The following is a 13,594-nucleotide window of genomic DNA, read 5'->3' on the forward strand; positions in this document are numbered from 1 at the left end:
ACCAAGATGGCAGACAACGAAACAGGCGAAGGCAAAAAGAAGTCGGGCGGCATGGTGATGACGATCATCGGCCTTGCCGTGCTGACGCTCGTCGGTGCCGGCGGCGGCTGGGCTGTCGGCAACATGGTGTCCCCGGCTATCCGCAGCGCTGCGGAGGCCGAACAGGCGAAAGAGGTCGAGGCCAAGAAGAAGGCCGAGGGCGGTCTTCCGAAGATCGCGAACGAAGCCAACAACATCGTGCTGCTCGACCCGGTGACCTCGAACCTTGCTTACCCCTCGGAAAACTGGATCCGACTCGAGGTGGCGCTGATGTTCAACGGGCCGCCGGATGTCAAGGTCGCCGAGGATATTCACCAGGATATCCTCGCTTATGTCAGGACCATTTCCCTTCAGCAGATCGAAGGGCCGCGCGGCTTTCAATATCTCAAGGATGACATCCAGGAACGTGTTGACCTTCGCTCTCAAGGGCGCGTATCGAAGGTCATGTTCAGGACCTTTGTCATCGAATGATTCGACTCATAGTCTTCCTTGCCGCCATGATGGCGGTGCCGGAACTGGCGGTGGCCCAGCAGCTGCCGACCGACCTGTTGAACATCCCGGTCGACGGCTCCGTCGCCGCCTGGATCATCAGGACATTCGGCCTTTTGACCGTGCTTTCGGTCGCACCGGGCATCCTCATCATGGTGACGAGCTTCCCGCGCTTCATCATTGCCTTTTCGATCCTGCGTTCCGGCATGGGTCTCTCTTCGACCCCCTCGAACATGATCCTTCTCTCGCTCTCGCTGTTCATGACCTTCTATGTCATGTCGCCGACCTTCGATCGGGCCTGGCAGGACGGCGTTCAGCCGCTGCTTGCCAACCAGATCGACGAGGCGACTGCGGTCCAGCGGATTGCCGAGCCGTTCCGCACGTTCATGTCTGCCAATACACGCGACAAGGATTTGGCCCTTTTTGCCGACTTGGCCCGCGAGCGCGGCCAGAACATCCAGACGACCGAGCCCATCGATTACCGCATCTTGCTCCCGGCCTTCATGATTTCGGAAATCCGGCGCGGTTTTGAAATCGGCTTCCTCATCGTCCTGCCATTCCTCGTTATCGACCTGATCGTTGCCACGATCACCATGGCCATGGGTATGATGATGCTGCCGCCGACCTCAATCTCGCTGCCCTTCAAGATCCTTTTCTTCGTATTGATCGACGGCTGGAACCTTCTGGTCGGCAGTCTGGTGCGCTCCTTCAGCTGATGGCGAAGAGGCGGTGCCGTCGCGTACTTCCTTCTCTTGCAAAGATGACACCCGCCGGATCGCTCCGGCGGGTGTCATGTTGCTGAACGCGCCTGATCAGCCTTAGCCATTCGAACCGAAGGGCTCGGTGCGCGGCGGCAGCGCCGGAACGTCGATGTGATCGGGGCCGAGGCCCTGCTTGGCGCGCGCAATCATCAACTCGTAGCCATGTTCGAGGTGATGGCAGAAGCGCTCGGCGTCGAAGAGCGGCGCGACGTACCGCTTCTCCTGCAGATGTTTCTTGTAGCCGGCAACTCGTTCGGGGTTGAGCGCGAGCTCGACGGCCAGATCTTCGTAAGCCTGGAGATCTTTGGCGACGAGATCCGGGAGGTCGATTGCCCTGAGCAGGCTTTCGCTGACGCGCGAAGCGAAGTTGGTACCTTTAACCGTCAGCACTGGCAGTCCGCCCCAGAGCTGTTCCGATGTGGTCGTGTGACCGTTGACCGGGAACGTATCGATGCCGAGGTCGGCTGCTTGCTGGCGGCTGATATGCAGTTCATAGGGGGCACGCGGGCAGAAGATGATCCGTTTTGCCGAGATACCATTGGCTTGGAATCGCGCCAGCAGATTATCCTTGTTGCGGGGCGTATTTGCCATCAGCCAGAGCACGCTGTCGGGCGCGCGTTTGAGGATCCTGGACCAGCTATCGACGACCTGCGAGGTGATCTTTCGATTACCGTTGAATGAGGCAAAAATAAAGGCGTCTTCCGGAAGCCCGAGCTCTTCGCGTGTGACCGGCTGCGGTCGCGGACGGTTTGCCGGATCGTTCGGCTGGTAGCTTTCCGGCATGCGCAGGAATTTCTCGTGATAGAAGGGCTTGGCAACGTCAGGCAGCACCGCATGGTCGCCAATGACGTAGTCGAGGTCGACATTGACCGTGCTGCCGGGGAAGCCAAGCCAGGCGACCTGGATCGGCGCCAGTGGCTGATTGAAGGACGAGGCGCGGCTTCCCGAGGTGTGGCCCTTGAGGTCGACCATGATGTCGATGTTCTCGGCGCGAACTGTATTCAGGACAGCTACGTCCGACAGGCCATATATATTGACGATCTTGCCCCACCGGCTGCGATCGGCGACGTTCTTCTCCAAAAACTCGGGTTGAGTGTGATCGAAGAGCGTAATTTCGAACCGGTTGCGATCATGAAGCTCGAGAACCCGCTGCAGCAGCTTCATCGTCGCGTGACCGTCCCACAAGTCAGAGGACATATAGCCGATGCGGATCTTGTCGGACCATGTATGCGGCAGACCGCGTCGATAACCCACGCGCACGGGGTCCAGCGGTTGCGTGCCAATCGTCGCATAGCGGTTGAAATCCTCGTTGCCGCACCAATGCAGGTGATAGAACGGGTTGTCCTTCCTCAGCGTATCGACGTCGCCCTTTGCAAGGGCGGCGTCGATAGGCGCCTGATGTTTGTTCGCCTCGTCGAATTCGTTGAATTCGCGCACGCAGACGAGATACAGAAAACGGAAGGCGAGGTTGCCCGGGAAGCGCCGGAAGAGGTTGCGGGCGAGCTGCTGGTTAGTTTCGTCCATGAGGTCGTCGCTGAGCAGCAGCGCGGCGAGCCGCATATGGTCCGGGTTCATGCTTTCGGACAGGATCTTCTTGAAGGGGCGCAGCAGATCCCGCCGCTGCCGGTGTACATAGATCGTCGCGATAATGAATGCGAGTTCCGCATCCTCCTGAGCCTTGTCGAGATTGCGCATCGCGATAAGCAGGGCATCGTCGTCGTTGCCGGCCTCCAGATGCAGCTTTGCGGCGGTCTTCAGGAATTCGAAGGCGCCTTGGGGAGCGCAGTCGGCCGCCAAGCCAAAAGCCTTGGCCGCGTCGGATTTGAAGCCGAGTTGCAGCAGGTTCTTGGCCAGGAGAGCGTAAGTCTTGGCATCCTTCTGGGTATCGATGAGCTGGTTTAGTGTCGCGAGGGACTGTGTATAGCGGCCCGCCTGATAATCCCGGGATGCCGCCGAGAACGAAACTTTGCTGTTCAAAACCTAACTCCGTGAGGAAATGTTCCGGCATGAAATGGTGACCGACGGGACGCGCGCAATCAGGCCCTCCCGCAGAATGCGAGTTGCCCGACGATACTATCCCGGCTTCTGCCACATTGGCATTCGAAGCTTGCTTGAAACCGGTGCAGCCGAATGCCCGCTCTCCAGGAAAGCTGCGACTTCGAAGACTGATTCAAGCAACGTTAACCATGCACTTGAAGCGGCCTGGCCGGGAGCCCCGCTTTTAAGAAGTTGGCAAGTATTGGCTGCGAGATTGCCCTGGACATGACGGGTTTGGGCCAAGAAACAAAGGCACCGAGTGGCATGAAGCTGGTCCGTCATCGCCGGTATTTATAGTCCGGTATGTCCTCCTTTTTTGTATCTAGTTTTCTAGGGGACACACTTATGACGAGCATTAACACGAACTCTTCCGCCCAGGCCGCTCTCCAGACGCTTCGCAACGTCAACCAGGGCCTCAACAGCACGCAGAACCACGTTTCCACGGGTTACCGCGTCGGCAAGGCTGCCGACAACGCTGCTTACTGGTCGATTGCGACGACCATGCGTTCGGACAACAAGGCTCTCGGCGCTGTTTCCGACGCTCTCGGCCTCGGTGCCGCCAAGGTTGACACTGCCTACACCGCCATGGACAGCGCCATCGACGTCGTCGGCGAAATCAAGGCTAAGCTCGTTGCCGCGACCGAAAACGGCGTCGACAAGGCGAAGGTCCAGGAAGAAATCGACCAGCTGCAGGACCAGCTGGTCAGCGTCGCCCAGTCGGCTTCCTTCTCTGGAGAAAACTGGGTTGCTGGTGCCAACGGCACCACGAAGAGCGTTGTCTCCTCCTTCGTTCGCGATGGCTCGAACGGCGTTTCCGTCAAGATGACCGACTACGTTCTGAACAACACCTCAATCGGCAACGTTCTGTTCGGCATGAGCGGTGGTCAGATCGAAACCTCCACCGGTATCCTCGGTACGTCCTACGGCGCGACCGGTTCTGTCTACGGCATGGACATCACCAACTTTACCCAGGGTCAGCTCGCAACCGCTCTGACCACTGTTGAAAACGCCCTGAAAGCCATGACCTCTGCCGGTGCAAAGCTCGGCTCGATCTCGACCCGCATCACGATGCAGGACGATTTCGTTTCCGCTCTGTCCGACTCGCTCGACTCCGGTATCGGCCGCCTCGTCGACGCCAACATGGAAGAAGAGTCCTCCAAGCTCTCTGCTCTGCAGACGCAGCAGCAGCTCGCGATCCAGTCTCTCTCGATCGCCAACTCCTCTTCGCAGAACATCCTGTCGCTCTTCCGCTAAGAGCGGTCCAGCAACATCGCCAAAAACGTCGAGGCCGGGTAATCCCCGGCCTCGAATGCTTTAATATAAGGTTAATGGAAACCCTTCTAAGTATCAGATATTTTTACGAAATTTCGTTCTCGAATTTAGTTTTCTTTAACCATCTTGCTGTTTTCTAGGCCCATCGAAACGGCGAGTTAACCTTAACGAGAATGGTTAACAGGCATGATGCTGATCGCTGTGGGCCGGCCCAAATCCGGAATGTCCCTTCCTAACATCTGCCAAAAGGGGCAAGCAAACTATGACAAGCATCAACACCAATAATGCTGCAATGGCCGCTCTCCAGACGCTGCGTGGCATCAACCAGGGCCTCAACAAGACTCAGGATCACGTTTCCTCCGGTTACCGCATCGGCAAGGCTGCCGACAACGCTGCCTACTGGTCGATCGCAACGACCATGCGTTCGGACAACAAGGCTCTCTCGGCCGTCTCCGATGCTCTCGGCCTCGGTGCCGCCAAGGTTGACACTGCCTACACCGCCATGGACAGCGCCATCGACGTCGTCGGCGAAATCAAGGCTAAGATCGTTGCTGCGACCGAAAACGGTGTCGACAAGTCGAAGGTTCAGGAAGAAATCGATCAGCTGCAGGACCAGCTGGTAAGCATCGCCCAGTCGGCGGCCTTCTCCGGTGAGAACTGGGTTGCTGGCGCCAACGGCACCAAGAGCGTTGTCTCCTCCTTCGTTCGCGACGGTTCCAACGGCGTTTCCGTCAAGATGACCGACTACGTTCTGTCGAATGCTTCCAACGGCAACGTCATGTTCGGCATGAGCGGTGGCCAGGTCGAAACCTCCACCGGTATCCTCGGTACGTCCTACGGCCCGACCGGCTCGGTCTACGGCCTCGACATCACCAACATGACCCTGGGTCAGCTTGGCACGGCTCTGACGACCGTTGAAAACGCTCTGAAAGCCATGACTTCTGCCGGTGCAAAGCTTGGTTCGATCACCACCCGCATCACGATGCAGGACGATTTCGTCAACGCCCTGAGCGACTCGATCGACTCCGGTATCGGCCGCCTCGTCGACGCCAACATGGAAGAAGAGTCCTCCAAGCTCTCCGCTCTGCAGACGCAGCAGCAGCTCGCGATCCAGTCGCTCTCGATCGCCAACTCCTCTTCGCAGAACATCCTGTCGCTCTTCCGCGGCTGATAGGATCGCGAAATATAACCCGCCGGCCGACCGGCGGGTCCTATGGAAATCGAGCCGCGCTTCGATGGAGCGCGGCTTTTTTAATTTCCGTTAACGATCGATTAACCATATTGCTGTTTTCTGCGTCTCAACGAGACGGCGAGTTAACCAAACGTAAGAACAGGTTAACAGGCATGAAGGCTGATCGTCGTTCCCGGGCGCTATTCCGGAATGTCCCTTTTATTAACGCCTGCCAGCAAGGGGCAATCATTTTATGACAAGCATTTTGACGAACGTCGCGGCTATGGCCGCCCTCCAGACCCTCCGCGGTATCAGCAACAATCTTCAGGATACTCAAAACCGCGTATCTTCCGGCTATCGCGTTGAAAAAGCTGCAGACAACGCAGCTTATTGGTCTATCGCAACGACCATGCGTTCGGACAACAAGGCCCTTTCGGCAGTCTCCGATGCTCTCGGCCTCGGCGCAGCAAAGGTCGACACCGCCTACACGGCGATGGACAATGCCATCGATGTCGTCAGCGAAATCAAGTCCAAGATCGTTGCGGCCACCGAAAAGGGTGTCGACAAGACCAAGATCCAGGAAGAAATCAGCCAGCTCCAGGCTCAGCTCATGAGCATCTCCCAGTCGGCTTCTTTCTCCGGTGAAAACTGGGTTGCTGGCAACACGACCAAGAGCGTCGTTTCCACCTTCGTCCGCGACGGCAACGGCAACGTCTCGGTCAAGACGACCGACTATGTTCTGAACGCGGCTTCCAATGGGAACGTCCTGTTCGGCATGACCACGACGGGCACCATCGATTCGAGCACCGGCATTATCGGCACCTCCAACGGCACGATCGGCTCGATCTACACCATGAACATCACTTCTTTTGGTCAGACGGAAATCGCTATGGCACTCACGGCTATCGAATCGGGCTTGGAGGCCATGACGAAGGCAGCTTCCCAGCTTGGCTCCATCTCCAACCGTATTGAACTGCAGGAAAACTTCGTCGCGGCCCTCGGCGACTCGATCGACTCCGGTGTCGGTCGTCTTGTGGATGCCGACATGGAAGAGGAATCGAGCAGGCTCACAGCGTTGCAGACGCAGCAACAGCTGGCGATCCAGTCGCTCTCGATTGCAAACTCCAGCGCTCAGAACGTCCTAACGCTCTTCCGCAGCTAAGCCGGCGGTTGAAGCTGGACCAAACCTTGTGCCGCCGATTTGCGGCAGTCTGGAAACCGCGCCATTCCGGCGCGGTTTCTATTTTATTTCAAGGGCTTGTGCAGATGCCGGCAGCGTTGTTTCGTTTCCCGTTTCCGCCCTTGCGAAACTGGTTGATATCGGGTTAACGTTGCCGGGAGTTGATTTGTTTTGCGACACACCGGTGTGGGAAACCCGCCGGGGGCATGAAGCCACTTCAGTCGCTGCCGGCAAAACCGGCCTGATCCCTTCACCTTTCCGAGACCATGTCGATGACCGTAAAGATTACCAACGCGGCCGCGGTGAGTGCGCTTGCAGTGCTGCGCAGCATCAATAAAGAATCAAACGACGTACAGCAGCAGGTTTCCACGGCGAAGCGGGTTGCGACTGCGGCCGACGATGCGACCTATTGGTCGATCGCCAGCGTCATGCGCGCCGACAGTACCAATCTGGGCACCATTGGCGATGCCCTTGGCCTCGGTGCCGCAAAGGTTGATTCGACCTATACGACGATGAATTCGGCCATCGATCTTCTGGGCGACATCAGAGCTAAGCTCGTTGCTGCGCGTGAGCCGGGTGTCGATAAGGACAAGGTCAACGCAGAAATCACCGAATATAAGAACCAACTCCAGACGATGGTCGAAGGAACGTCTTTTGCTGGTGAAAACTGGCTGTTGAACGGCGAGCCCGTGGCACCTCCGCAGTGGAAGATCATCGGCAGCTTCGTACGTGCTCCGACAGGCGAGTATCAGGCGCAGACCATTGAGTTCCCGTCGTCCCAAACCATTCTGATCGACAAAAATAACGCTGGCGGCGGCCTGTTTACCAAGGATGTCAACGGCAATCCTGACGGCACGCCAGTCCGCAATTACTATCTGCTGAATGCAAACTCCGGGACGCCGGCGACCGGCACGGAAATCTCCATCGGTAAGTCGACCACCGACTCGCAGATCACGGATATGGTGACGGCCACGGACGCCATGCTCAAGCAGCTTACGAATTCGGCAGCAGGGATCGGCATCATGAAGGCTCGCATCGACGATCAGATCGACTATACCGCAGATCTGTCCGACGGTGTCAAAAAGAGCGTCGGCGCCCTCGTCGACACCGATATGGACGAGGCATCGATCCGCCAGAAGGCTATCGAAACCCAGAAGCAGATGGCCGTAGAAGCGATTTCCATCCTCAATACGGCCGCCAGCAAAATTCTCATCCTGCTCGAGTAGTGGTCGGCACGGGGCGGCACCATTCATCCTCGCGCAAGTTTGAGTTTCTAGTTTCCGGCATGAAGGCAGCTTCCAATGCCGGCGAAAGGCTCCGAGCCTCTCCCGGACCGGGAACGGCATGCCGGCAAGGACGACGGTCATTTTTCAAGAGGGGGCATGCCGCGTGCTTCCCGAATACTGGACGGATTTTCATGAGCATTATGCTTTCCCGGTATTTGAAGGATTTCGGTGCGCCGAGTCCCTCGGAACCGATCATCGATGTGGATGATTTTGCCGTCGAAACCGCCTCTGCTTTCGCCGAATTGCCGAAAGAGCCCGAGATCGACGTCGAGGCAGAACGACGCGAGGCACATTCCGAAGGCTTCGCCGCCGCGACCGCTGAGCTGACCGAAAAATACGAACGTGAAGCCCAGGCCGTGGCCGAAGCGCACGTCCGGGAGATCGAGGAACTGAAACTCCGATACGAGGTCGAGGCGGCCGCTGTCATCGCTTCGCGGATTCGCGACATGGCAGAAGAGATTGCTACGCTCGTCAGCGAAGTGACCGCGACGGCCATCGCGCCGATCATGACCGAAGCCCTCGCCAAAAAAGCCGCCGAAAACCTCGCCGCCCTGCTGCGGGAGGCGGTCCTTGAAGGCGCCGCAGCGCCAATCATCGTGCGTGGTCCGGCCAAGCTTTTCGACATCCTCAAGGACGAACTTGGAGAGCATGCTGCATTGGTTCGCCATCATGAGGCCGATGACGTCGATCTTGCTGCCGAGATTGGCGAAACCGTACTCGTGACCCGCATTTCCGCCTGGGCGGCCAGCTTGAAGAAGGTTTCCGAATGAGCGACGGGGAAAACCACCACCACGGCAAGAACGAGATTATCATCGTCAAGAAGCATGGCGGCGGAGATCACGATGGCGCCCATGGCGGTGCGTGGAAAATTGCCTATGCCGACTTTATGACGGCGATGATGGCATTCTTCCTTGTCATGTGGCTGGTCAACGCTGCCAACGAGGAAACCAAGGCCTCGATCGCGACCTATTTCAACCCGATCAAGCTCTCCGATGAGAAGCCTACCGAAAAGGGTTTGAAAAAGCCGGTCGACCAGGCCGAGGGCGAGCAGAAGCAGGAAAAGTCGAAGAACAAAGAAGAGAACCCTAACCAGGGCAAGTCTGCCGCCGATGGCGAAGACCAGACCTCGACCTCCGGCGACAAGACCAATTATTCTGAAGCCGATTTCTTCGAAAACCCTTATTCGGTTCTCGCCGAGATCGCTCAGGAAGTCGGCCAGCAGGCAAATGTCAGCGCCAAGGGTGATGGAGGTGCCGCAGATTCAGGCCCGGCGACCGGCGCCGATGGGGGCGAAGCCTATCGCGATCCGTTCGATCCGGATTTCTGGACCAAGCAGGTCGAAGTCACCACCGCCGGAAAGCCGCAGCAGCCTTCGCCGCTCGATTCGAAGGCCGAGCCGAATGAGCTCGCCAAGGCCGAAAACGTTCAGCCTCCTACTCTGCTGAGCAAGGACCCCAACAGCGCTGCCGTCGCTGCTTCGACAGAGAAACAGGCAGACAAGAAGCCGGATAAAACGAAGGACAAGCAGGCTGACAAGACCAAGGACGCTGACAAAACCGAAGAGGCCATGCAGGCCGAAGAGAAGCAGCGGGCCGATGAACTGCAGCAGGAGATTGCACAGCAGATCGCCGGTGTCGCCGGCAAGCTCGCCGAGGGCCTGACGGTGACAGCGTCCGAGGGCGGCCTATTGGTTAGCATTTCCGACCAGAACGACGACTCCATGTTCAATGTTGGTTCTGCAGTGCCGCGTCAGGAAATGGTCCTTGCTATGCAGAAGATCGGCGCGATCCTGAAACAGAGGGGCGGGGCCGTCGCCATCCGCGGCCATACGGACGGACGGCAGTTCAAGGGCGATCTCAACGAGAATTGGCGACTGTCGATGGACCGCGCCCAGAGCGCTTATTACATGCTCGTTCGCGGCGGCCTCGATGAGAAGCGCATCTCCCAGGTCTCCGGCTTCGCCGACCGTCGCCTAAGGCTTCCCGAGGACCCCTATAACGCGTCGAACCGCCGGATCGAGATCCTCGTGCAGGCAGATCAAGGATAGTCCTATGACGCGCAGGAAGCATCGCTATTTCAGATATGCGGTCTTCGGCGTGGCGATGATATCGCCCGCCGTCGGTCATGCAGCGGATGCGGACGATATCGCGCCCTACAAGATGCTGCGCTCCCTGCAGTTCGTTCAGGACTCGGTTGTAACAGGCGATCATTCCGCCGGAGAAATGCAGCGTTTCATGCTTGGCAAGATCGATCAGCGCCTGCGCAACGTCGATCCGTCGGTTTACGATGACGACCGCAATGTCGATGCTGCACTGATCTACGTGATGAGCGGCGGCAATCCTCAAACGCTCGAATATCTCGTCAATCATGACGTCAATGGTTATTTCGATAATCGCGTCACCGACGTGCTGCGGAAATACCTTGGTGGCAAAGGCTTGCTCGTCTCGAGGACACTGGAAGAAACCGCCAAGGAATATGACGGCAAGAAAATCGGCCCTTATCTGGCGCTGATCGGTGGCAACGTGCTGATCGCCACGAGGCCAATGGATGCCCTTTCGCTATATGACAAGGCGCGGCTCAATGCACCTGGCACGATTGTGGAGGAGGCGGCGCTACGCCGCTCGGTCGCCATCTGCGTCGAAACCGGGCAGGTCGACAAGGGCCTCGCCTATTCGCAACGCTATGTCCGCCGCTTCCTGCACTCGCCATATGCCAGCCAGTTTGCCGATCTCTTCGTGAAGCTGATTGTCAGCCACGATCACGATGTCAGTCCGCAGACCGTCGTCGATATCCTTTCCTTCATGGACGCGCCGCGCCAGCGCGAGGTCTATCTGCGTGTCGCACGCGCTGCCGCGATCGCCGGAAAGCCGCAACTCGCCCGCATGGCTGCCCAGCGCGTTCAATCGTTGGGCGAGGGGACGGATAATCCTTTCGGACCGCTTGCCGATTTCTATAAGGGCATGGCGAACGTTCCCACCGACGATATCGACCAGGCTGCCAAATATATCGCCAATATCTCCGGAGCGTCTCTCTCGCCACAGGACCAGGCGCTGCAAGCCGCCGCAAGATCCGTTGCCGAGCAGATATTGCGGGCTCCGGACCCGGCAAGCCTGACACAAGGCTCATCCCCTAATTATACTAATCAAGAAATTACTTCTGAACAGGCTGCAGCCGCTACGGCGGCGAAACCGCGAGGAGCGCCGGCCGCTGTCCCGGAACCTGTTGTCGAAGGCACGGCTTCTGCTGGCACGGGAGGCCAGGATACCGATCCTTCATTCACCTCTTTCGTGACGACCAATCGATCCAAGCTCGACGAAATCGACGGTCTCCTGGCCCAAGAAGGCAAATAAGATGATGATGGATATCAGCGTCTCGGGCGGAGCGCCCGGCACGGATGCGTCTGCGTCCGTAAGGTCCGGTCGGGGAGCCGGTAAAGGCGAGACTGCGGATCAGAACGGCGGCTTCTCGGATGTGCTCTCCAAGGCCGGCAATAGCGATCAGGATGCGGATACCGTCGATACGTCAGGCCATCAGGACGTCAACGACGGCGCGGAGACCGTGGGGCGCAATCTGCGTGGCCGCAATCCGAAGCCGCTGATCGAGCTGAACGACGCCTCGCTCCAGGGACAGGTGGACGTACAGTCCGAAACTATTGCAAGCGTCGAGATACATGTGAAGTCCGAAAAGGACCAGGGCAAGAACGCGGGTGTGCTTGGGCTGGGCAAGCCAGGCGCCAAGGACCAGGCAGCCGAGGCCGCTGCGCAAGCAGTGGTTAAACCTGCCAAACATACCAAAACCAATGAGCTTGATAGCGGTATCGAGACAGGCGCAGATACGGCAGCCGGCGAAGGCGATATCACCGATGTGCTTGGTCTTTTGAAGAAGGAGCCTGGCGATGCTGCGGCTATCCTCCAGGCATCCGCACATCAGGTAGCGGCGAAGACCGACGACGCGCCGGCCGGAAAGAAGGACGCGCAAACCGGGGGCATACATGGCGCGAAAGCCGATGCGCACGTGTCGGATGCATTGGCAGCCGTCGCGCCGCATGGCAATGACGCGCGTGCGCCAGGAACGGAGAATGCCGAAGGCGTCGAAAGCAGGACGTTCAGGATCAGCCGCGCCGATGGCCGTGGCCAGTCGATGGATATGCATATCGGTACCGAGCAACCTGGCGAGAAGTCGGCAAAGTCGAGTGTCGAGAACGTGGCCGTTCTGGAATCGCGCCGTTATCTCGGCCTCGTTCAGAACCAGAATTCCGCAAACGTGACAGCAGCGCTGTCGGGTGACAAGGAATGGGCGCAGGCTATGCAGCCGAGCTCTGCTCTGTCGAACGCCGCTGAATGGACGAGCACCGGCAAGGTGGTGAATACCCTCAAAATCCAGATGAGCCCGATCGATCTTGGCCTCGTCACGGCGACGATGCGGCTGTCGGGCGATACGCTGAACGTTGATCTCAAGGTCGAAACCGGCGCGGCCTATCGCCAGCTCAAGGAAGACCACGGCAAGATTCTCGAGGCGCTGCGCAGCCAGGGTTATGCGGTAGATAACGTGACCGTCAGCATGGCTCCCGTGGATCGGTCCGATGCCGGCAATCAGGCAAACAGCCAGGGACAGACTTCTCAGCAGCAGCAACAGTCGCTCGCCCAGCAAGGCCAGGGCGGCGAGGCGCGCGAGCGCCAGAACCAGACAGCGCGACAGACGGATGGAGGCTTCAATGGTACGGGCGGGAACGGTGTTGAGAACGCTTCTGCTTCTGTTGACGCTGGCGGCAGCCGCTCTGGCAGCGTTTACCTCTAGCGCAACCGCCTCTACCGGCGCCTGCGAGCGCGAGATTCAGTCTGCTGCGGCCAAGTACGGGATTCCGGAGGGAATTCTCTATTCGGTCGGGTTGACGGAAACCGGGCGCAAGGGATCGCTCTATCCTTACGCGATGAACGTCGAGGGGAGGGCTCTGTTTCCAGTTTCCGAGCAGGCCGCATTACAGCAATTCGACGTCTCCAGCAGAGACGGCGCGAAGCTCATCGATATCGGATGTATGCAGATCAATCATTATTTCCATGGGGAGAATTTCAACTCCGTGGAAGAAATGTTCGACCCTCATCGCAACGTGGAGTACGCTGCCAGGTTCTTGCGCAACCTGCACGACCGCCACGAAACATGGACAATGGCGGTAGCTCGATACCACGCAGGTCCGAATAATAATCCGGCCCAAAAGCAATATGTCTGCCGCGTTATCGCAAATCTGGTCGCCACCGGCTACGGTAAGTGGACTCCCAATGCGAGTAATTTCTGCGCAAATTAATTCAATTAATAATTGAATCGTCGGATTATGACCAAACTGTGTCAGAGTGTGGCAGGA

The 13,594-nt window shown here is 58.2% G+C and carries 12 protein-coding genes; 11 read left to right on the top strand and 1 reads right to left on the bottom strand.

What is annotated here, in order from left to right; genetic code table 11:
• The first annotated feature begins 6 nt into the window (after positions 1 to 6).
• On the top strand, positions 7 to 510 hold the full coding sequence (locus FHT78_RS23450; RefSeq protein ID WP_183748969.1) for a flagellar basal body-associated FliL family protein: 504 nt from the start codon (positions 7 to 9) through the stop codon (positions 508 to 510).
• Positions 507 to 1,244: a flagellar type III secretion system pore protein FliP gene (fliP, locus tag FHT78_RS23455; protein ID WP_183748970.1), complete on the top strand. Its 738-nt coding sequence runs from the start codon at positions 507 to 509 to the stop codon at positions 1,242 to 1,244. Before FHT78_RS23450 ends, fliP begins: the two co-directional genes overlap by 4 nt.
• A gap of 102 nt (positions 1,245 to 1,346) precedes the next feature.
• On the opposite strand, the gene FHT78_RS23460 is transcribed toward fliP, so the two are convergent.
• Positions 1,347 to 3,266 carry a glycosyl transferase gene (locus FHT78_RS23460; protein ID WP_183748971.1) on the bottom strand — a complete coding sequence of 640 codons (1,920 nt, stop codon included), beginning with the start codon at positions 3,264 to 3,266 and terminating at the stop codon, positions 1,347 to 1,349.
• Positions 3,267 to 3,671: 405 nt separating this feature from the next.
• Between FHT78_RS23460 and FHT78_RS23465 the strand changes: the two genes are divergently transcribed.
• From FHT78_RS23465 to FHT78_RS23505, 9 genes are all read left to right on the top strand, one after another.
• Complete coding sequence (locus FHT78_RS23465) at positions 3,672 to 4,580, top strand: flagellin (protein ID WP_183748972.1); 909 nt, start codon at positions 3,672 to 3,674, stop codon at positions 4,578 to 4,580.
• Positions 4,581 to 4,860: 280 nt separating this feature from the next.
• Positions 4,861 to 5,769: a flagellin gene (locus FHT78_RS23470; protein ID WP_183748973.1), complete on the top strand. Its 909-nt coding sequence runs from the start codon at positions 4,861 to 4,863 to the stop codon at positions 5,767 to 5,769.
• 253 nt (positions 5,770 to 6,022) lie between these two features.
• Positions 6,023 to 6,931, top strand: a complete 909-nt coding sequence (locus FHT78_RS23475) for a flagellin (protein ID WP_183748974.1) — start codon at positions 6,023 to 6,025, stop codon at positions 6,929 to 6,931.
• A 290-nt stretch (positions 6,932 to 7,221) separates the two neighbouring features.
• Positions 7,222 to 8,175: a flagellin gene (locus tag FHT78_RS23480; RefSeq protein WP_183748975.1), complete on the top strand. Its 954-nt coding sequence runs from the start codon at positions 7,222 to 7,224 to the stop codon at positions 8,173 to 8,175.
• Between the two features lie 191 nt (positions 8,176 to 8,366).
• A complete protein-coding gene (locus tag FHT78_RS23485) occupies positions 8,367 to 9,005 on the top strand; it encodes a hypothetical protein (protein ID WP_183748976.1) in 639 nt (212 codons plus the stop codon).
• A complete protein-coding gene (locus FHT78_RS23490; protein WP_183748977.1) occupies positions 9,002 to 10,282 on the top strand; it encodes a MotB family protein in 1,281 nt (426 codons plus the stop codon). Before FHT78_RS23485 ends, FHT78_RS23490 begins: the two co-directional genes overlap by 4 nt.
• Before the next feature lie 4 nt (positions 10,283 to 10,286).
• The gene (gene motC, locus FHT78_RS23495; protein WP_183748978.1) at positions 10,287 to 11,585 is read left to right on the top strand and encodes a chemotaxis protein MotC; all 1,299 of its coding nucleotides are present in this window, start codon (positions 10,287 to 10,289) and stop codon (positions 11,583 to 11,585) included.
• A 4-nt stretch (positions 11,586 to 11,589) separates the two neighbouring features.
• Complete coding sequence (locus tag FHT78_RS23500; protein ID WP_183749153.1) at positions 11,590 to 13,032, top strand: flagellar hook-length control protein FliK; 1,443 nt, start codon at positions 11,590 to 11,592, stop codon at positions 13,030 to 13,032.
• Positions 12,971 to 13,537 (top strand): lytic transglycosylase domain-containing protein, encoded by a 567-nt coding sequence (locus FHT78_RS23505; RefSeq protein WP_183748979.1) that lies wholly within the window; start codon positions 12,971 to 12,973, stop codon positions 13,535 to 13,537. Before FHT78_RS23500 ends, FHT78_RS23505 begins: the two co-directional genes overlap by 62 nt.
• Positions 13,538 to 13,594 lie beyond the last annotated feature (57 nt).

This window comes from Rhizobium sp. BK196, assembly GCF_014193255.1.
Lineage (GTDB): Bacteria > Pseudomonadota > Alphaproteobacteria > Rhizobiales > Rhizobiaceae > Rhizobium.